This window comes from Streptomyces carpinensis, assembly GCF_002154505.1.
Lineage (GTDB): Bacteria > Actinomycetota > Actinomycetes > Streptomycetales > Streptomycetaceae > Streptomyces > Streptomyces carpinensis.
Genome location: NZ_MUBM01000168.1, coordinates 1 through 19,829 on the forward strand (window position 1 = coordinate 1; position 19,829 = coordinate 19,829).

The 19,829-nt window shown below is 69.5% G+C and carries 14 protein-coding genes, 1 tRNA gene and 4 pseudogenes; 11 read left to right on the forward strand and 8 right to left on the reverse strand.

The annotated features are described in order from the left end of the window. The 3 genes from BZY54_RS22435 to BZY54_RS22445 all read left to right on the forward strand — a co-directional run. The coding region (locus BZY54_RS22435; RefSeq protein ID WP_244217281.1) for a 2Fe-2S iron-sulfur cluster-binding protein at positions 1–1,414 on the forward strand (1,414 nt) is incomplete at its 5' end. Next, positions 1,411–3,717 carry a xanthine dehydrogenase family protein molybdopterin-binding subunit gene (locus tag BZY54_RS22440; protein ID WP_086727132.1) on the forward strand — a complete coding sequence of 769 codons (2,307 nt, stop codon included), beginning with the start codon at positions 1,411–1,413 and terminating at the stop codon, positions 3,715–3,717. The genes BZY54_RS22435 and BZY54_RS22440, both read left to right, overlap by 4 nt. Positions 3,718–3,887: 170 nt before the next feature. After that, positions 3,888–4,430 carry an SUKH-4 family immunity protein gene (locus BZY54_RS22445; protein WP_086727133.1) on the forward strand — a complete coding sequence of 181 codons (543 nt, stop codon included), beginning with the start codon at positions 3,888–3,890 and terminating at the stop codon, positions 4,428–4,430. Between the two features lie 201 nt (positions 4,431–4,631). Here BZY54_RS22445 and BZY54_RS22450 read toward each other — a convergent pair whose 3' ends face one another. Continuing rightward, positions 4,632–7,427, reverse strand: a complete 2,796-nt coding sequence (locus BZY54_RS22450) for a tetratricopeptide repeat protein (RefSeq protein ID WP_086727134.1) — start codon at positions 7,425–7,427, stop codon at positions 4,632–4,634. Then, positions 7,424–7,852: a hypothetical protein gene (locus tag BZY54_RS22455; RefSeq protein WP_208640724.1), complete on the reverse strand. Its 429-nt coding sequence runs from the start codon at positions 7,850–7,852 to the stop codon at positions 7,424–7,426. The genes BZY54_RS22450 and BZY54_RS22455 overlap by 4 nt, the downstream gene beginning before the upstream one ends. A gap of 829 nt (positions 7,853–8,681) precedes the next feature. On the opposite strand from BZY54_RS22455, the gene BZY54_RS22460 reads away from it, so the two are divergent. Then, positions 8,682–9,191, forward strand: coding sequence for a SigE family RNA polymerase sigma factor (locus BZY54_RS22460; RefSeq protein ID WP_086727135.1), 510 nt, complete (start codon positions 8,682–8,684; stop codon positions 9,189–9,191). Positions 9,192–9,254: 63 nt separating this feature from the next. Further along, positions 9,255–9,968, forward strand: a complete 714-nt coding sequence (locus BZY54_RS22465; RefSeq protein ID WP_086727136.1) for a hypothetical protein — start codon at positions 9,255–9,257, stop codon at positions 9,966–9,968. Between the two features lie 95 nt (positions 9,969–10,063). On the opposite strand, the gene BZY54_RS55485 is transcribed toward BZY54_RS22465, so the two are convergent. Beyond that, a protein-coding gene (locus BZY54_RS55485) for an IS630 family transposase (protein ID WP_425276299.1) occupies positions 10,064–11,112 on the reverse strand; the annotation gives its coding sequence in 2 pieces (ribosomal slippage) (positions 10,064–10,665 and positions 10,665–11,112; 1,050 coding nt in all). A 574-nt stretch (positions 11,113–11,686) separates the two neighbouring features. On the opposite strand from BZY54_RS55485, the gene BZY54_RS22480 reads away from it, so the two are divergent. After that, positions 11,687–13,615 (forward strand): multicopper oxidase family protein, encoded by a 1,929-nt coding sequence (locus tag BZY54_RS22480; RefSeq protein ID WP_244217282.1) that lies wholly within the window; start codon positions 11,687–11,689, stop codon positions 13,613–13,615. Positions 13,616–13,685: 70 nt separating this feature from the next. Here BZY54_RS22480 and BZY54_RS55490 read toward each other — a convergent pair. Both BZY54_RS55490 and BZY54_RS50965 read right to left on the reverse strand, forming a co-directional pair. Further along, a pseudogene (locus tag BZY54_RS55490) lies at positions 13,686–13,820 on the reverse strand (IS630 family transposase); the annotation flags it as partial. 77 nt (positions 13,821–13,897) lie between these two features. Next, positions 13,898–14,071, reverse strand: a complete 174-nt coding sequence (locus BZY54_RS50965; protein ID WP_158103896.1) for a hypothetical protein — start codon at positions 14,069–14,071, stop codon at positions 13,898–13,900. Between the two features lie 424 nt (positions 14,072–14,495). Here BZY54_RS50965 and BZY54_RS22490 point away from each other — a divergent pair, with 424 nt between their 5' ends. Together BZY54_RS22490 and BZY54_RS22495 are read left to right on the forward strand one after the other, a co-directional pair. Next, the gene (locus BZY54_RS22490; RefSeq protein ID WP_143668093.1) at positions 14,496–15,110 is read left to right on the forward strand and encodes a hypothetical protein; all 615 of its coding nucleotides are present in this window, start codon (positions 14,496–14,498) and stop codon (positions 15,108–15,110) included. A 64-nt stretch (positions 15,111–15,174) separates the two neighbouring features. Beyond that, positions 15,175–15,466 (forward strand): annotated as a pseudogene (locus BZY54_RS22495) (FHA domain-containing protein); the annotation flags it as partial. A gap of 501 nt (positions 15,467–15,967) precedes the next feature. On the opposite strand, the gene BZY54_RS22500 reads toward BZY54_RS22495, so the two are convergent. Together BZY54_RS22500 and BZY54_RS55095 are read right to left on the reverse strand one after the other, a co-directional pair. Beyond that, positions 15,968–16,726 carry a glycosyltransferase family 2 protein gene (locus BZY54_RS22500; RefSeq protein ID WP_425276300.1) on the reverse strand — a complete coding sequence of 253 codons (759 nt, stop codon included), beginning with the start codon at positions 16,724–16,726 and terminating at the stop codon, positions 15,968–15,970. Then, positions 16,714–16,911 (reverse strand): UTRA domain-containing protein, encoded by a 198-nt coding sequence (locus BZY54_RS55095; protein WP_341868698.1) that lies wholly within the window; start codon positions 16,909–16,911, stop codon positions 16,714–16,716. Before BZY54_RS55095 ends, BZY54_RS22500 begins: the two co-directional genes overlap by 13 nt. Between BZY54_RS55095 and BZY54_RS53430 the strand changes: the two are divergent. Both BZY54_RS53430 and BZY54_RS53435 read left to right on the forward strand, forming a co-directional pair. Further along, a pseudogene (locus BZY54_RS53430) lies at positions 16,888–17,134 on the forward strand (tyrosine-type recombinase/integrase); the annotation flags it as partial. The gene BZY54_RS55095 and the pseudogene BZY54_RS53430 sit on opposite strands and share 24 nt — an antisense overlap. A 472-nt stretch (positions 17,135–17,606) precedes the next feature. Beyond that, positions 17,607–17,850 (forward strand): annotated as a pseudogene (locus tag BZY54_RS53435) (site-specific integrase); the annotation flags it as partial. Between the two features lie 84 nt (positions 17,851–17,934). On the opposite strand, the gene BZY54_RS22515 reads toward BZY54_RS53435, so the two are convergent. Continuing rightward, positions 17,935–18,006, reverse strand: a tRNA-Cys gene (locus BZY54_RS22515). A 244-nt stretch (positions 18,007–18,250) separates the two neighbouring features. On the opposite strand from BZY54_RS22515, the gene BZY54_RS22520 reads away from it, so the two are divergent. Beyond that, entirely contained in the window at positions 18,251–19,762 is a 1,512-nt protein-coding gene (locus BZY54_RS22520; protein WP_086727142.1) for an MFS transporter, read from the forward strand. The last annotated feature ends 67 nt before the right edge of the window (positions 19,763–19,829 follow it).

Sequence of the window (19,829 nt, forward strand, 5' to 3'; positions counted from 1 at the left end):
CCCCGGTGGCGCCCCCGCCCCGTGGGCGACGGAGGCGATCGGGCAGCCGTGGTCGCGCCCGGAGCAGGACCCCGCGCGCGGTGCGTACGACGGCGAGCCCGCCGCGCACCCGTACGGGGCCGAGCCCCGGACGGCCGACCCGCACCCCGAGGCACCGGCGGCCCAACCCCGCCCGGAGGCGCCGACGGCACCGGCGGCGGAGACCGCGCACGCGCCCGGGCAGCCGGCGGCGGGCCCGCACGCGAGCCTGCACCCAGAGCACCCGAGGCACTCCGGCCACCTCGAACACCCTCGGCATCCCGATCACCCCGGGCAGTCGGAGCACCCCGGGCGCCCGGAGCACCCCGGACCCGAGTCCGGCGCCTCCGCGGTGTCCCGCACGGACACCGGCGGGGCACCGGACCCGGACGGTGCGCCCGGCCACGCCGCCACCACCTCATCGGCACCGCGACAGGCACAACCCGGCGCCGTACAGGACGCCGAGACCGTGCCGGAGCTCGCCGCCGAGGTCACGCGGCCCGCTGCCGGGGCGGACAAGGCGGACGGAGAGGGTGTCCAAGGGCCCGTGGAGCCCGCCGAGGGCGCCGCTGAGCGCCCCGCGGCCCCGGACCCGGCCGAGGACCCCGCCGACGCGCGTCAGGCCGCCGAAGAGCCCGTCACGGCCTCGAACTCCACGGCCGCGGAAGGCGAACCGGGTGCCGCGCACCAGGAGGCTGCCGCCCCGGAGGGCCCGCCTCCGGCACCGCCGCAGGACGAGCACCCGCTCGCCTCCTACGTGTTGCGCGTCAACGGCGTCGACCGGCCCGTCACCGACGCCTGGATCGGCGAGTCGCTGCTGTACGTGCTGCGTGAGCGGCTCGGTCTGGCGGGCGCCAAGGACGGCTGTTCGCAGGGCGAGTGCGGTGCCTGCAACGTGCAGGTCGACGGCCGCCTCGTGGCCTCCTGCCTGGTGCCCGCGGTCACCGCGGCCGGCAGCGAGGTCCGTACCGTCGAGGGCCTGGCCGTGGACGGACAGCCCTCGGACGTGCAGCGGGCGCTCGCGCGCTGCGGGGCGGTGCAGTGCGGCTTCTGCGTGCCCGGCATGGCGATGACCGTGCACGACCTGCTGGAGGGCAACCCCGCCCCCACCGAACTGGAGACCCGCCAGGCCCTGTGCGGAAACCTGTGCCGCTGCTCCGGCTACAAGGGCGTCCTGCGGGCGGTCGAGGAGGTCGTCGCCGAGCGCGAGGCGCACGCCGCCGCGGAGCACACCACCACCGCCGACGGCGGTGAGACGGACGCCGAGGAGCCGCGTATCCCGCACCAGGCGGCCCCCGGTGCCGGCGGGATCCACCCCTCGGCCTTCGACTCGCCGGAAGCGCACGGGCATCACGAACCGCACGACCCCTACGGCCAGGACGGAGGCCAGGCGTGAGCGACGAAGCCGCCACCGCTGCCGCCACGGAGACCGCCACCGCGCCCGAGTCGCTGCCGCACGGAATCGGCTCCTCGCTGTCGCCCGCCGACGCCCGCGCCAAGACGGAGGGCACCTTCCCGTACGCGGCTGACCTGTGGGCCGAGGGGCTGCTGTGGGCGGCCGTGCTGCGCTCGCCGCACCCGCACGCGCGCATCGTCTCCATCGACACCCGCCACGCGCGCGAGATGCCCGGCGTACGGGCCGTCGTCACCCACGAGGACGTCCCCGGCCGCCCGCTGTACGGTCGCGGCACGGCCGACCGCCCCGTCTTCGCCTCCGACGTCGTGCGCCACCACGGTGAGCCCATCGCGGCCGTCGCCGCCGACCACCCGGACACCGCGCGGATGGCCGCCGCCGCCGTCATCGTCGAGTACGAGGTACTCGACCCCGTGACCGATCCCGAGCAGGCCTTCGAGGCCGAGCCGCTGCACCCCGACGGCAACCTGGTCCGGCACATCCCACTGCGCCACGGCGACCCGGACGCGGTCGGCGAGGTCGTCGTCGAGGGCCTGTACCGCATCGGCCGCCAGGACCCCGCTCCCATCGGCGCGGAGGCCGGCCTCGCCGTACCCCGCCCGGACGGCGGTGTGGAGCTGTACCTGGGCTCCACCGACCCGCACGCCGACCGTGACGCGCTCGCCGCCTGCTACGGCCTGGAGCCCGAGCGCGTGAAGATCGTCGTCACCGGTGTCCCCGGCGCCACGGCCGACCGCGAGGACCAGGGCTTCCAGCTCCCGCTGGGCCTGCTGGCGCTGCGCACCGGCTGCCCGGTGAAGCTGACGGCGACCCGCGAGGAGTCCTTCCTGGGCCACGCGCACCGCCACCCGACCCTCCTGCGCTACCGCCACCACGCCGACGCCGAGGGCCGCTTGGTGAAGGTGGAGGCGCAGATCCTGCTGGACGCGGGCGCCTACGCCGACACCTCCGGCGAGGCGCTGGCCGCCGCCGTGTCCTTCGCCTGCGGCCCGTACGTCGTCCCGAACGCCTTCATCGAGGGCTGGGCCGTACGCACCAACAACCCGCCGTCGGGCCATGTGCGGGGCGAGGGCGCCATGCAGGTGTGCGCCGCCTACGAGGCGCAGATGGACAAGCTGGCCAAGAAGCTCGGTGTCGACCCGGCGGAGCTGCGCCTGCGCAACGTGCTGGCCACCGGTGACGTACTGCCCACCGGCCAGACGGTGACGTGCCCGGCCCCGGTCGCCGAACTGCTCCAGGCCGTACGGGACCACCCGCTGCCAGCGCTGCCCAAGGACACCCCCGAGGAGGAGTGGCTGCTGCCCGGCGGCCTCGAGGGCGCGGGCGAGCCCGGTGCGGTTCGTCGCGGAGTGGGCTACGGCCTGGGCATGGTGCACATGCTCGGCGCCGAGGGCGCCGACGAGGTCTCCACGGCCACGGTGAGGGTCCAGAACGGCGTCGCGACCGTGCTGTGCGCGGCCGTCGAGACCGGCCAGGGATTCACGACCCTCGCCCGGCAGATCGTCCAGGAGACGCTGGGCATCGACGAGGTGCACGTGGCCCCCGTCGACACCGACCAGCCCCCGGCCGGCGCGGGCTGCCGGGGCCGCCACACGTGGGTGTCCGGCGGCGCCGTGGAGCGCGCGGCGAAGATGGTCCGCACACAGCTCCTCCAGCCCCTCGCACACAAGTTCGGCATGTCGACCGAGCTGCTGCAGATCACCGACGGCAAGATCACGTCGTACGACGGCGTGCTGTCGACCACGGTCACCGAGGCCATGGACGGCAAGGAACTGTGGGCGACGGCCCAGTGCCGCCCGCACCCCACGGAGCCGCTGGACGAGGCCGGTCAGGGCGACGCCTTCGTGGGCCTGGCCTTCTGCGCGGTGCGCGCGGTGGTGGACGTGGACATCGAGCTGGGCTCGGTCCGCGTGGTGGAGCTGGCGGTGGCCCAGGACGTCGGCCGGGTCCTCAACCCGGCGCAGCTGGCCTCCCGCATCGAGGCGGGCGTCACCCAGGGCGTCGGTATCGCGTTGACGGAGAACCTGCGCACCCCGCGCGGCGTGATCCGCCACCCCGACCTGACGGGTTACGCCCTGCCCACGGCTCTGGACGCGCCGGACATCCAGATCGTGAAACTGGTCGAGGAGCGCGACGTGGTGGCCCCCTTCGGTGCGAAGGCGGTCAGCGCGGTCCCGGTGGTCACCTCCCCGGCGGCCGTCGCCTCCGCGGTACGGGCCGCCACCGGCCGCCCGGTCAACCGCCTGCCGATCCGCCCGCAGGCGGCGGTCGTCACCGGCCAGTGAGCGAGGCCGGCGCCGGTCGGTGAGCGGGGCGGTCGCCGGTCGATGCGCGGGACGCCGCCCGTGTGCCGGCCGGACGGTCACCGCTGTTCTCGGGGGCCCGGGGCGTTGTCAGTGGTGCGTCGTAGTGTTTTCCGCAGTCGGCACGACGGCTTCGGAAACACGGGGGAACGATGAGCACGACCTGCACCGCGACGGTCACTCTGGCCGAGGAGGCCCGGGAGCCGGGCCTGGCCCTGCGCCTTCCCGCCCGTCTCCTGGACGAGGAGTTCGGCCGGGGCCGCGTCGTCCGCTTCGAGGACGTGGACTTCCCCGCCGCGCTCACGCACGAGCCGACCCGCCGTTTCCTGCGCGAGACGGGCCTGCCCGAGGACGGCATCCTCTTCGAGCTGGACACCGACGTACCCCTGCACACCCTCGCCGAGTACTACGCCGACGAGCACCCGTCCGTTGCTCAACCCGTCGAACTTCCGCCCCAAGCCCGTCACTTGATACGCCTCGGCGACTTCGCCGACGGCAACAGCCTCGTGGTCGACGGCACCACGGGCGAGGTGTGGAACTGGAGCGCGCCGGAGGCCGCGCTGTACCCGTTCGACGAGGACGTCTCCGCCCTCGCCTTCAGCCTCTGGCTGCTGCACCGCACCCTTGGAGGCCGTGGCGGGAATCGAACCCGCCCACCTCGCCCTGCAGGTTTGTCCGAGCCGGTCAAGGCGTGATCCGCGACCGTTCATCGGCGTTCAGCCCCATGCGCGGACGCTGTGTCGGGCGGTCGCGTCGAACAGCGTTGGACGGCCGGGCTTGCCGCCTCGACCGAGCGCGTTGGGTGCGTACGTCATGGCTCTGGCTGGGCGAACAGACCACGAGGGCGCGGCGGCCGACCGCGCCCTCGTGGTATCAGTCCCGGTGGCTGACCCGCGTCACGGCTGCGGGCAGTCCTCCTCCCTCTTGCGCAACGCCTCCGCCAGGAGGCCTGCCACCACGCCGGTGACGGGATGGTCTGCGCCGGCCAGCTCGGTGAGACGGGTGAGTGTGGATTCATACAGCGGGACCGCTCGGTCGAGTTCGCCTGACGCCTCGTACACCCGGGCCAGGCCGGCGCGGCTGCTGAGGGTGTCCAGATGGTCCGGGCCAAGGATCCGTGTGCGCTGCTCCAGGACGGTGGTGCTCAGCGCGTGTGCCCGTCCCAGGTCACCTGCCGCCCGGCAGGCTGCCGCGAGGTTGTTGCGGCTGAGCATGGCATCCCGGCTCTCGGCTCCGAGCAGCCGTTCCTGTTCGGCCAGCGCGGTTTCGAGGAGGGGGACAGCACGGGCGGCGTCCCCCAGCTTGTAGTAGCAGGCGGCGAGGTTCACCATGCTTCGCAGCGTGTCGGGGTGAGTATCGCCGAGCACCTTCCGGCGCAGGCGGAGGGTTTCCACGAAGAGGGTGACCGCGTGCTCCGGCTCCCCGGCTGCGTCGTGGGCCGAGGCGAGCATGCTGAGGCTGACCAGGGTGTCAGGGTGTTCAGGGCCGAGGACGCCCGTGCGCTGCACCAGTGTCGTCCGGCAGAGGTCGAGCCCGGTCGGGATGTCGCCCGTCGTCAAGCAGAGGTAGGCGAGGTTGCTGCGGCTCAGCAGGGTGTCGGGGTGTTCCTCGCCGAGAGCTTCCTCCCGCCGTCTCAGGACGTCCTGGTACACCTCCTGCGCCCTGCCCGGATCTCCGGCCGACTCGTAGGCGTATCCGAGGTTGCCCAGGCAACTGAGGGTGTCCGGGTGGTCGGGGCCGCAGACGTCTTCGAAGCCGGCCAGTACCTCCTCGTACAGGGCTATGGCCTGCTGGAAGCGGTCGGCGCTCTCGTATGCCCCGGCGAGGTTGTTGCGTAGCCGCAACCCGTTGAGTTTCAGCGAGGGCACCAGGTCCTCGTGGCCGGATGCGTCGGCATCCCGCTGGACGATGTCCTCGTAGATCCCGATCGCCTGGTCGATGCGGCCGGCCGACTCGTAGGCGCCCGCCAGGTCACCTTGCAGGGTCAGGGTTCTGAGGTGATCGGGGCCGAGGGCGTCCCTGCTCGCGGCTGCGGCCGTATCGTACTCGTCGATGGCCCGTTCCAGTCTCCCAGCGGACTGGTAGGCGGAGGCGAGGCCGCGGCGGAGATTCAGGGTGGTGAGATGTCCAGGGCCGTGGAGCCGCAGGCTCTGCTCGAGGGTCGGTTCCAGGACCTTGACGGCGTCCTCGAGGCGACCCACCACCTCGTACACCCGCGCCGCGGCGCAGCGGGCCACCAGCGCGTACGGGTGGTCGTGGCCGAATCCGCGCTCGATCTGAGCGCCGTACGCCTCGTACAACGGCAGCGTCCGGGCGGTGTGGCCCTGGCCTTCCAGGTGCACGGCGGTGCTCGCGTAGAGCGCGGACACCGGCGTGCTGTAGCAGTCCTTCGGGTCGGTCGCCGCCAGCGCGCACACCTGTCCGGCTAGGCGCGCGAGTTCGGAGGCGTCGTGCGCTTGGTCCGCTCCCCTCGGGTAGACCGTCTGGAGCAGTGCCTGCTCGGCCTCGTGCCGCCCCCGGGGCCTGCCGGGCGCGGGCTCGCCCTGGTGCGCGCGCTGTGCGGCGGTGATGGCGTCGGCGCGAAGCACGCTCTGGACCAGGCGGTGGACGCGTACGTCCCGCCAGGCGAAGGTGATCATGCTGTAGGCGTGCAGGACGCCCAGAGCGTCGTCGGCCGCGATCTCGTCCGGTGCCAGTCGGGTGACCAGGTCGCGTGGGCACTCGTCCGGGTTCAACCAGGCCAGGGCGTAGAGGAGTTCGACCGCCGACGGGTCGTCGGCGGCGATCGCCGTCAGGGTCACCTGCCAGATCCGGGCGACGGTCTGTTGCGGGTCCCGGCCCGCAGCGGTTCTGGACAAGTGGAGTCCGAGGCGGCCCCGGTAGGCCGCGACCGTTGTGCGGGTCCGTCTCAGGTAGGCGCCTGCCTGGTCCAGAGCGAGCGGGAGGCCGTCGAGCTCCCGGGCCAACTGCCCGGTCTCCCACCGTGATTCGTCGGACGGATCCCATTCGGACACCCAGGACCACAGGAGGTCCGCCGCCTCGCCCTGTGGGAGAACGCCGAGTGGGAGCAGCGCGCCTTCGGCGGCGCCGAGGTCGTCCCAGTCGTCGGCCAGCCTGCTGGTGATCAGGTGGTGTCCGCCGCCGAGACTGCCCAGGAAGGGCCTGAGGAGCGCGGGATCCTCGACGTTGTCGTACACCAGCAGCCATTTGGTGTGACGCTGAAGCCAGGCGAGGGCCCACGAGGTGAGCTCGGGCTGTTGCGCCGTTCCGGCCCAGACGGGGCTCAGGAGCCGAGCGATGCCTGCCAGGGCCTCCTCGATCTTCCCCGGAGAGGAGGCGTCGATCCACCAGACCAGGTCGTACGTCTCGCGGAAGGTCTGGGTGTACTGCCGCGCCAGTGTGCTCTTGCCGACCCCGCCCAGCCCGTGGACGACCACGGCAGATACACCCGGACCGGCGCGCTGGGCACTCAATACCTCGCGGATCGCGGCGAGTTCATGCTGTCGTCCGGTGAAGCGGCGGGTCGGCGGCTGGTCCAGGTAGACGACTTCCTCGGCCGTTGTGTCGGCAGCCGATCGCAGCGCCTCGGCCGGCAGCACGATCGTCGTGACCGTGCTGCTCATCACGCCGTTGTTGGTGCCGAGATTGATGATCTGTCCGGCACCGCTGAAACCGAGCGGTGCCGATGTCACCGGGTGTTCCCGCCGAGGACCGTTGTGGTGGTGCTCATCGTCCCATGGTTGGTGCCCGTGTTGACCACGGAGCCCTGGCCCGACACCTCGATGCTGACCGACTGCGGCTCCGGCCGCGGCAGCAGCTCGGCCAGCTCCTCCAACAGCTCCGGGTACTCCCGGAGGGTGCGCCTGACGGCTTGCCGCAACACGGCCTGGGCATCGGCGTTCTCGCTCTCCGCCGCCGCCTCGCGGACGTCCGTCTCCAGGGCGTCACGCTGCGGCTCGTCGCGGTGATGCCACACGCGCTGGAGGATTCGCCTCCCCAGGTTCACGGTTGCCCCCGCCGCCGCGTCCTCCGCCTGAGTCAGTACCGCGACCCCGTAGGCGGACATCGCGGCGCTGATGGTCGGTCCGGCCAGTTCCATGAACGCGTCGAGTTCCATGGACCCCCCTCGAAGCTCGTGCCGGGGCACGCGAATGAGTCAATCGGCCACAGCGTAGGGAACCGCAGGGGTACGTGGCCTGAGATGTTCGAAACGATCAATCTCGATCCGGTTTCGATCAAGCAGACTGGCGATCCGTCACCGGGCCGCCTCACTGGGGGCGGGCGCGGGTGGTGAGGACGTCACCCAGGGCGGCGGCCCGCTCAGTGCGGTAGCGGAGGCACGGCACCCCCGCCGGCAGCACCGTCGCCGCCGTGCGGCGGCGTGGGGTGGTCGCCCACGGCCATGGCCGTCCGGCATCAGCATCGGAAACGTGCGACGGACGACCGAAACGGACGACCGAAACGGACGACCAGAGGGGCGGCACCCATCAGGGTGCCGCCCCTTTCGTTCTGCCTGGTCAAGCGTCAGAGGCCGTGGCGGGAATTGAACCCGCGTACCTCGCTTTGCAGGTTTGTCGCCGCTGGTCAGAGCGCTATCCGGATGCGTCCGTCACCGTTCAGTCCCGTACGAACGCCGCGCCCGCCGGGGCAGCGTGAACTGCTCCGTGCGGCTGTGTACGGCGATGAACGAGACGGAAACTGAGACGGGTGCGGCTCGTTTCGAGGGACGCCTGACCAGGGAACCGTGCCGGCTCCGCGCCGCCCGTGAAGCGGCGGGGACTGGAAACGGAGCGACAGTCACGTGCCAGTCCCGACCCTACTCAGGCCCAACGTCAACGTCGCCGAAGGGAAGTTTGCCTGAGGCGGCCAGATTTCTGCTTCTCCGGGTGGGACGTAACCCTGTGGCCACAGCGTCTTCAGGGTGTGGACGACGAACAGGATCTCGGATGAAGCGCCGGTACGAAGAGGAATTCATGGCGTTCGCCGCCGCGCGATCCGCACCTCTGTTCCGCTCTGCGTGTGTGCTCACCAGCGGTGATGTGCACCTCGCGGAGGACCTGGTGCAGGACACGCTGGGCCGGATGTATGCCAACTGGCGCAAGATCGCGCAGGTAGACGACCCAGCGGCCTACACCCACACCGTCCTCGTACGGACCTACCTGTCCTACCGCCGCCGGCGCAGCAGCTCCGAGCAGCCCACCGACACCGTGCCGGATTCCGGTGCCGTCACCGAGCACGACGCCACGCTGCGGGTCACGTTGCTCGACGCCCTCGGCCGGCTCTCCGCCCGGGACCGGGCCGTGCTGCTCCTGCGCTACTGGGAGGACCGCAGCGTCGAGCAGACCGCCGAGATCCTTCAGGTCCGGCCGGGCGCGGTACGCAACCAGAGCATGCGCGCGCTCGCCCGCATCCGGGACCTTCTGGGACACGACCTGTCCGAGCTCATCAGCCCCTGACCCCGGTGCCGCGCGGCACCTACCCCGCCCTCATCACCGACCCCCGAAACGCGGTGACCCACCATGCCCATCGAAGAAGATTTCACGGAAGCCCTCCGCACCACCCTCCTGACCTTCGAGCCGCCCAACACCCCGTCACTTCTGCAGGCCGGTGTACGCAACGGCCGGCGCAGGCGCCGCCGCCGCGCCACGGCCGTCGGCGTGTGCGGAGCAGCCGTACTCGCGCTCGTCGGGCTCGGCGCGACGGTCGTTCCCGGACTGCTATCCGACGGGCGAACAGCCGACCACACGCTCGCCGGTCCGGCGGCCTCGGCCACACCCGGCTCGGCCACGGCATCCGCTACCCCGAAGCCGACTTTCACCGGCACACTGCCCGCCGACCGCGCCCTTGCCACCCTGACCGCGTTGCTGCCGAGCGGCCTGACGCATTCGAGCCCGCCTGGCGGCCAGCGGTCCGGACAGCTGTGGGTGGACGACGGCCACGGCAAGTCGCTGCTCGAGGTGCACGTCTCCCGGCAGACCTCCACCACCGCAATCCGCAGCCACGTCTTCGCCGGCACGACACCATCGGCCGACGGCACCCTGATCCAGTCCCGGCAGGCACCACCCGGAACGGGCCCCGGGCACGAGACGGTGAACGTACTGCATCCTGACGGGCTCTACGTCACCATCATGCAGTGGCAGGCACCGAGCCAGAACGCCCCCTCGACCCGTACCACGCCGATCCTGACACTGGCCCAACTGCGAGCCATCGCAACCAGTTCGCAGTGGCAGTGACGCTCGCGGCGGCCGTGCGGCGGGCCGACACGATCACGGCGGGCAGATCACCTCGGTGTTCGGCGACTGTCTGGCCGTGCCCGCGCCGGCAGTACTCACGTTGAACTCGTGGAGTCCGATGATCTGGGCGCGTCGTAGTCCATGATCAGGCCAGTCGGTGGGAGGCAGCCGTCGATCAGGTGGGGTCGGTACTGGATCTTCTTCAACTTCCGCTTGATCACGCGGGTCAGGTGGGCGAGGTCGGCCGCAGCGAAGTCGGCCAGGTGCCGTTTGAGGAGCGACCAGATCCCCTCTGCCGGGTGCAACTCCGGAGCATAGGAGGGCATCTGGAAGATGCGTAACCAGTCCTTGTGCTCCTCGGCGGAGTCCGCGAGTTCCTTGACCAGGTGCACGTTCAGATTGTCCCAGCACCACACCATCGGGGTGCCGAGCTGCACGTGGGTCATGACGATCAGGTCGCGGTACTGGCGCCAGGAGAACGTCTTCGGCTCGCCCCGACGCCCGCGCCAGACATGCAGCTTGAAGAAGAAATGGGACTGGTGTCCGGCGCGGTAGCAGGCCACTCCGGCGATGTTGACCCGGCCGCGGTTGCGGCCGCGTACCCGCACCACGGGCCGCTGTCCGTGCGGGGCCCAGGTGCGTCCCTTCGGCGGCCTCAGCCCCTGACCGGTCTCCTCCTCGAAGCAGATGTGAGCACCCAGGTGGGCCGCGATCCTTTTACCTGCGGCCACACCTCCGCCTTCCACACCTCGATCACCTCCTCGTCGCGCTCGGGTACCCGCCGTACGGGCATCTGGGCACTCCAGCCGTGCCGGCGCAGCAGCTTCCACATGCCCTGGATCCTGTAGCCGACGTGGAACATCCGCCCGATCAGCAGCCTGACCCGCTTCAGCGTCCGGCCCTGAAACTCGTCGTCAAAGCCGTGCCCGAGCGGCCCGCGCCGTAACTCCCGCTCCAGCCGCTTCCACTGCGCAGGGCTCAACCGCTCCACCGACGCCGGCCCCGCCGAGCACAACGCGTCCGCGCCGCCCTGCTTCCACGCCCGCCCCCATCGCCGCACCGACCGCGCCGTCACTCGCAGATCCCGCGCGGCGGCTTCGGTCTTATCCCCACGAGCGAAGCGGTCGACCGCCTCCAGGCGCACCCGCTCCCGCTTCTGCTGTTACTTGGGCGTCAGTCCGCCTCCGTGCGCGTACCGCATGACGACGTGGTGCCGCAACGATCAAGAACCGTTACTGCCCGACGAACTCCACGAGTTCCACGTGAAGTACCTCGCGGCCCGCATGACCGAGGTACCAGGTTCTGTTGGCATCCCGAAAGGCCGCAGTATTGAATTGGCGCAGAGATGAAGCGCGAAACCTTAGACTCACAATCCGCCGCGCAGCCGAATGTGGCACGCCAGAAGGATGTTCAGGGGATTTTCGATCCATTCGGGTGCTGGCGAATGGCACGCCAAGATACCGGTTCATGGAGGAATGGAATTCGCCGTTCGAAGAGAGCGACCAGGGGTGGAATGAACGAGTTAGGCCACAGTAGGTGAAATGATCTTACATATATTCAGACTGGTGGTAATAGTTAGATTCCAATACCAATGTATGCCGATTTGCTGCTGAGATCGGCTCGATGAGTGGCTTTTCCGGCCCGGACCGGCGTGCTGCAGCAACCTACCGAGCCAGCCCTGTATTACCGGATCTTGAGGCGATGGAAGGTTGGAGACGATGATTGAGCGAAGGAAATTCCTCATTGCCAGTGCCATGGGGGCTGCGGCCATGCTTCCCCAGGGTGTTCTGGGAGCCCGGACGTATGCGGCGACGGCTCACCCGCCGGCAGGGTGCCAGGACCCCGCGGGAACGCCGAACACCCCTCCGCTGGAGAAGTTCGTCGACCCATTGCCCAGGCCGATGACGGCCATCCCGGATCGTTCCGTCTATCCGGGCGCCGACTACTACGAGATCACGATGCGGCAGGGATCGTGGCGCTTCCACCGGGATCTCGGGCCGTCACCTGTGTGGGGTTACTGGGCCACGAACCCGCACGATCCTCACAAGCCGATCGGCATGGGCTATCTCGGGCCGACCATCAGCACGACCCATGACCACCCGACGGTCGTCAAGTGGCGCAACGAGCTGCCGACCACCCACATGTTCCAGTTCGTGATCGACAAGATTCGCAGTGGGGACCCCCAACTCGCCCCGATCGCTCCACCTCCCTACAAGAGCAAACCGCCCTTTCCCTCCAATATCAACGTGTGGAACGTCGTACACCAGCACGGCGGTTACACAGCACCCCAGTCCGACGGTATGCCGCTGCAGTCGTTCAGCCCGGACGGCTTCCATGCCGAGTCCTACAGCACCCTGGACCCGAGCCGGGTCAAACCCAACGAAGCGATCTACGCCTACACCAACCACGACCGTTCGTGCATGCTCTGGTATCACGATCACGGCATGGGGATGACCAGCCTCAACGTCTATGCGGGCCTCGCCGGTCTCTACCTCATTCGTGACCCCGCCGACGAGCGGCTCGGGCTGCCGCGAGGCGAATTCGAGGTCCCCCTCATCCTGCAGGACCGGACCTTCCACCGGGACGGCTCGCTCGCCTACACCATGACCCAGAGGGAAGGCGAGGACACCCCGGTCGTCAACGGGAAGGCATACCCCTTCCTGGCCGTCGAGCCGCGACGCTACCGGCTGCGCATTCTCAACGCTTCGAACGAGCGTTTCTGGCGGCTGAGGTTCGACGTCCCCAGAGACGTACTTCCCGAGCCCCAACTGCCGTTCTGGCTGATCGGCACCGACAGCGGATTCCGCACTCCGTTGCAAATGCTCGAGTTCCTGATCAGTCCAGCCGAGCGGTACGACTTGATCGTTGACTTCAGTCGGATGCCCATGGGTACGAACGTCACATTGACGAACTACCCAGGAACGCAGGTCCACTTCCCCGGCATCCCCGGCTGCGGACCGGAAATCGCGGAAATCATGCAATTCCAGGTCACCAAGCCACTGTCCGGAGACGGGGACAATACGACACGGCCCAAGAAACTCAAGCTGCCGGTGGTCGCACCCATCAAGCCGAAACCGCACACCCGTCGGCGAGAATGGGTCGTGTACCAGCACAAGCTCTTCAGCACCATGACGTTCAACGCGGTGCCATTCATGGAGCCGTCCCAGGACTTCATCAAGGCGGGCTCGACCGAGATCTGGGAGTACATCAACCCCAACCACGACGCCCACCCGATGCATGTCCACCTCGTCGACTTTCAGGTGCTGAACAGGCAGCCGATCGACGCGGCCCGCTACCAGTCGGATTACGACAAGTGGGTTTACGGCGACCGCAAACCGAAGGACCGACCACTGTTGGCGAACTACCTCACCGGCCCACCGATTCCGCCGACCCCGGACGAAGCAGGGTCCCGCAAGGACACGGTCAAGGCTAATGCGGAGATGGTGACCAGAATCATCATTCAGGAATTCACCCCGCCCACGGAGACGATCGCGTCGATTCCAGGCAGCGGCGCCGAGCTGCCGGCGACGTACATCCACCACTGCCACATTCTCGAACACGAAGACGACGACCTGATGCGCCCGTGGACGATCGTCGGCCATGGCGACCACGACGATGGTGACCACGCCGGCGGCCACGGCCACTGACGAGATCGATCGACCCGCGAGTGCCGGTCCGCGCCAAAGGGCCCCGACTTGCACTGACACCGTGACCCGAAGCCGTCACCCGCAGACCCCGCGCGACGGCTTCGGCCTTATCCCCACGAGCGAAGCGGTCGACCGCGTCCAGGCGCACCCGCTCCCGCTTGTGCTGTTCCTTGGGCGTCAGTCCGCCCCTGTGCGCGCACCGCATGACGACGTCGTTCCGCAACGATGAAGAACCGTCACTGCCTGAGGTTTCCCCGAAATGCGGGGAGGGGTGACAGCAGGTCAGATCGGCGTGGTGCCCAGGCTCTCCTCGACCAGAGCCCAGTCGAGTACGGCCGGCGCCGATCGGCGGAAGTCGACCAAGTTCGGGATGGCGCGCTCAAGCGCTGCAAGAGCCTCTGCCTGATCCGTGATGCGGCGCCTTGGCCTCTGAGTCTCGATGAGGGTATCCGTCATGGTCAGCAGCCTGCCAGGCTCGTGTGACACTCCCCATCCGTGGGCTCACCTCATGATTCCGTTGTCGCCCTGGAATCGGAGGCCCAACCTGGCAAGTACTGCTCAAGACGACGAGACCAAGCCATTAGAAACGACTTCTAAAGCCGTGGAGCCGACCGCCCCAGCCACAGAGGGTTTCCCTACCTCTGCCCGCATGCACGCAGCGCGCCGCCGGGCGCGCCCGCGCCGTGCGCGGGCCTTGATGGAGTAGGGAAAGTTCTACCGCGTCCTCTTCCGACCTGCGGGACCCGCTCGGCCTCGGTGACACAGACACCGCGACACTGACGCTCCCTGCCGCCTGGCCAACGAGGTTTATTGCGCCGCAACTTGACCATGTGACTCACTACGCCTTCGCTATCATGTGGCCTCGAGGGGGGGGGCGGCCGTGAGCGAGCAGCAGGAGGCGCGCAGTGCACTCCTCGCTGGCCGGTACGCGCGCGCCAACGACGCCGTGACCACCGTCGCAGCCCCTCTACTGGCAAGCGGTGGCGTGGGACTGATCGGCGTCGTCACCGCGGACGAGGACAAGTTCCGGTGGCCCGGACCGGCCCTGTTGCTGGTGACGCTCGCCGCCATCCTGCTCGTCTCATGCGTGCAGTGGGGCTTCCGCGCGCGTCCTTACCTTTACTCGATGACCGACGTGGAGCAGCTGCACGGCGGCGCCCTGCCGGCCGAGCAGCGCGAGCGCTACGCGCGCCAGCACGCGGTGGACATCGCTCGCTGGCAGCGCACCACTGCCCTGGCCGATGCGAGCTACACGGCAGGCCTCATCACGCTCGGCTTGGGCGTCGCGCTGGTCCTGGCACCGCCTGCCGGCGGCACGCACGCCGGTTGGCGCTGGACGGCCTTCGCCGCCGTCCTCCTCGCCGTTGCGATGGAGGCTGCCTGGACACTGCTGGAGCGCGGCGACCTTGTCCTGAGGGCCTGGCAGCGGCGTCGACGCCTGCGCCAGGCCGCCCGTGCTTCCCGTGCTGCCAATACTTCCAACGGACAGAGGTGAGCTGCTGATGAGTGACCCCCATGCCCAGGAGGAGCCGCACACTCTCCCCAACCCGACTCCTAATGTGGGCCATGGCGCGCCGGAACTCGTACTGGTATTGAACGGACGGACCTGGACGCTCGATGCGTCCAGGTCGTACACGCTCGGACGTGACCCGCAGGGGGACATCGTGTTGGGTGACGCCAGGGTGTCCTCGCGTCACGCCACGATCAGCTGGGACGGCCGTCGTTGGGTCATCGAAGACCTCGGCAGCACGAACGGCACCTTCGTGCAGGGCCAGCGGATTCACCAGATGGAGATAGGCCCCGGATCCGCCGTACATCTGGGCAACGCGACGGACGGCCCGCTGCTGAGTATCCAGGGTTGGCGTCAGGCAGAAGCCGCGGCCGAGTTCGGGCCGTTGGGACCTCTTGGGCGGGGCGTGCCACCGCCACTTCGCCTGAGCCCGCCACCGCCACCGCTACTGCACCAGAGCCCGGTCGGTAGCCCGCCACCGCCAATGCTCGGAATTAGCTCCCGCGTGGGAGGCGCCGGAGAGGCAGATGCCTGCCCCGGGTGTGGCGTCGTTTACCCGCGTATGTGGCAGCGGCTGCGCGGGGCACGTGGCCGCCACGAGGCCAGCTGCCGGCTCGCATCCGTTCCCCTGCGCCATGTTGCCGGCCTGGACATGGCTGACGCCCTCCTACTCCTCGGCCAGGGGGAGTCGCAGGCCGGCGGGGACGAGACCCACGGACCCCGGCGGCAACACGAGCGCTAGCTCAAGCAGGGAAGCCGTCTGAGGCGGCTGCCGGGCGCCGGGTGCGTTCTGAGAGCAGCGAACGGAAGCCCCACGGCAACGATGCCAGGGGATCTGACTCTCATGCGGGCGGATGCCGAACGGCAAGGGCATTCACGCGCTTGCGGATTGCTCCAATCAGGGCATCCCACTCGTCGCCGGCACGGTGGTCAGGATGGGCGGTCGTCTGCGCTGCGTGTTTGCGGTAGTGGAGGCCAGTCTCGCCGATGAACCAGCCGTCAGCCATCACATCGAGGGCCAGCAAGAGAGCGGTGTCCTCGGACGCGGGTAGGGCCATCCATCCGCCGGCTTCGGCGAGCAGGCTTTCGCGGATGCAGAGCGTTGCGGGGTGAACCCCGGGTCGGTGAGTGGTTGCCCAGTAGGCATACAGCTCGCCTAGTGCAAGCAGACCCGGCTCGGGATCGCCGAGCGTGTTGTGCTGGAGTGAGCCGTCCGGCATGAGGTCGTCTGCCCGGCAGACAGTCCAACCAACGGTCGGATGTGCCTCCATGATCGCAATGTCTCGGGCGAGAGCACCCGCGGGGAGGATGTCGTCGGAGTCGAGGACCTTCACCAGCTCGCCTCGACTGCGGTCCCAAGCCAGAGTCCGTGCCACTCCGGGGCCGCCGCGCCGGTTGTCGCTCACTTTGACGCGGGAGTCCTCACTTACGCCGGCAGGCACGTCCGCCGCATTACCGCCGTCGACCTGGACCAGCCATTCCCACTCCCACCCGTCCGGCAGTTCCTGGGCACGGAGAGAGGCGAAAGCCTCAGGCAGGAAGGTCAACGCCGCCTCGTGAACCGGCTTGACGACCGAGACGATCCGGCTCACCACGCCCATCTCTCCAGCGGCACGGAGTAGCGCACCTCTGTCCGCTCACCGGCAAGTACCACGTGTGAGTACTCGACGACGTCGCCATCGGTCGAAACGCTGGTCTTGTCGAGCAGGAACACAGCGCTGCCCACGGGAATGCCCAGCTTCCGAGCCTCGGCCTGGGTTACGGGCGTCTGCACGATGCCCGCCACACTGCCGCCACGGTGCTGCTGCTCCTCGGTGTTCCCGAAAGGGCTGTCATGGGGCTCATAGGGTGGTCGACTACGGCCATGGGCCACGCGCTATCAGCATATGGTCGACGCCGTACGGGCCGACATCGCGCGACAAGTCGACGGTCTGATCTGGAAGACCGAGGCTGACCGAACGGGCGATGACGGCGACGGCGCGGCCGGCGTCCTCGTACCGGCCAACTGAGGGGCAGCCGGAAGGGCAGTACCCGGAACTGGTGCCGCCGTTCCGGGAGCTGTGACATGTGTAACGCGCTCAGTTGCGCCGCAACTCGATGGCGTCGTGTTTGCGGACAGTCAACAATTTGAACATATCGGTGAAGCCGTCGGGGTCGCGTACCCGACAGGTCAGGGAGACGGAACCGCCTGTAGGCACATCGAGATCGATGATCTGACTGCCAGTCCAATCCATGCTGCACCGCACCGAATGATGCCCTGGCGGAACATCCAACGTGAGTTCCCGCCCTTGCCTTACTCGCCCCCGCACAGTTCCATCTAGTTCCACCTTCACTGCACGAAATATCGCACCCGACCCTGATTCGCGAAATATCTTGACTGTCGCCCGACTCATTCCACCCCTCCTCCTGATGGAACCCCATTCCTAGCTTGCGACTAGATGCCTCGTCCGCAAGTCAGAGAAGGGGGTGGGGCAACGTAAGGTGTTCCTCGACCAACACGGCCGCAGCCCGTCCCACCGCAGGGACTGGGCCGAGTGGAAGTCCCTACCCGCGGAGGCGAGGCTCAGGGGACGACCACCGCCGTGGCCGCTTGCTACCAACACATGGTGGACGCCGTGCGGACGGGTTCGCGAGGCAGGTGGACGGTCTGATCTGGAAACCCGAGACGGATCGGCCGGACGGTGACGACGACGGTGCGGCCGGCGCCCTCGTACCAGCCAACTGAGACGGTCACTGAGACGGAGGACAGGAAGGGCGGCACCCCACGGGGGAGTGCCGCCCCTTCCTTTTGCCTGGTCAAGGCAGGTAGAGGCCGTGGCGGGAATTGAACCCGCGTACCTCGCTTTGCAGGCGAGTCCCTGGGCCACTCGGGCACACGGCCGTGTCGGTGAACCGCTGGGCGGTCCGTTCCGAACTCGGTGCGTCGACCGTAGGCCGTGCGGAAGCGGTGACTCAAGGAAACGGCGCGCGCTGCAACGCGACTGCCATACGCCGTTCATGAAAGGACGACGGCGAAAAGGAGGACGGGGAGAGGAGGAGGGGTGGAGGTCGTACGACCAAGGTCCCATTCCGGGGCCGACTCCCGACAGGGGCAAGAACCGCCTGCGGACCTTACCCTGGCGACCATGACCGCCCTCGAACCGCGCGACACCGGCGTCGCCGAGACCCCTGACGGCATCGACAGACCCGGTCCCGGAACCGGTCCTCGGGACGCACCGGCACGTGTGGCGACCGACGCGGCGACCGACAGCGTGCTCAGCCGGGCCTACCGTTCGCTCAGCGTCGGGATCGTCTCCGTCGTGCTGCTGATCGCGTTCGAGGCGACCGCCGTGGCTACGGCGATGCCGGTCGCGGCCCGTGAGTTGCACGGGGTGTCGCTGTACGCGTTCGCGTTCTCGGGGTACTTCACGACGAGCCTGTTCGGGATGGTGCTCGCCGGGCAGTGGTCCGACCGGCGCGGTCCGCTGGGCGCGCTGACCGCCGGGATCGGCGCGTTCGCGGCGGGGCTGCTGCTGGCCGGGACGGCCGCGACGATGTGGGTGTTCATCGCCGGCAGGGCCGTGCAGGGGCTCGGCGGCGGGCTGGTGATCGTCGCCCTGTACGTCGTCGTGGGACGGGCCTACCCGGAGCGGCTGCGTCCGGCGATCATGGCGGCGTTCGCGGCGGCCTGGGTGGTCCCGTCGATCGTCGGCCCGCTCGCCTCGGGAGCGGTGACCGAGCACCTGGGCTGGCGCTGGGTGTTCATCGGCATCCCGGTGCTGGTGGTGTTCCCGCTGGCGATGGCGCTGCCCCAGATACGGCAGCAGGCGTCGGGCCCGGTGGGGGAGGGCACCGACGAGGGTGTTGAGCAGTCCTTCGACCTGCGGCGCACCCGGCTCGCCCTCGGCATCTCGTTCGGCGCGGGGCTGCTGCAATATGCGGCACAGGACCTGCGGTGGACATCGCTGATCCCCGGAGCGGCGGGGGTCGCGCTGCTGGTGCCGGCCGTGCGGGGGCTGCTGCCGCGCGGCACCTACCGGGCGGCGCGCGGACTGCCGTCCGTGGTGCTGCTGCGCGGGGTCGCCGCGGGCTCCTTCATCGCCGCCGAGTCCTTCGTTCCGCTGATGCTCGTCACCCAGCGCGGGCTCTCGCCGACGCTGGCCGGCTTCTCGCTGGCGGCGGGCGGCGGGACCTGGGCGCTCGGCTCCTGGGTGCAGTCGCGGCCCCGCGCGGCGCCGTACCGCGAGCGGCTGATGACCTTCGGGATGCTGCTGGTGGCGGCGGCCATCGTCACTGCGCCCAGCGTGCTGATCCACGCCGTGCCGGTCTGGACGGTCGCCGTCGCCTGGGGCTTCGGCTGCTTCGGCATGGGCCTGGTCATCGCCTCCACCAGTGTGCTGCTGCTGCGCCTGTCCGCCCCGGAGGAGGCCGGCGCCAACTCCGCGGCCCTGCAGATCTCCGACGCCCTGGCCAACGTCCTCCTGCTGGCGGCGGGGGGCGCCGCGTTCGCCGCGCTGGGCGGCGGCACGGTGGCCCACACGACGGCGACCGGCTCCGCCGCCCATCCGGCCGCCTTCGCGGCGGTGTTCCTGCCGATGGCGGGGGTGGCGTTGGCGGGGGCGTGGGTGGCCACGCGGGTGCGGGCCGAATCCCGCTGAGTGCCCAAGACCGCCGCGCAGTTGCCGTGCTCCACTAGTTGATCTGTGACGCGTGTCGCACCCGGGC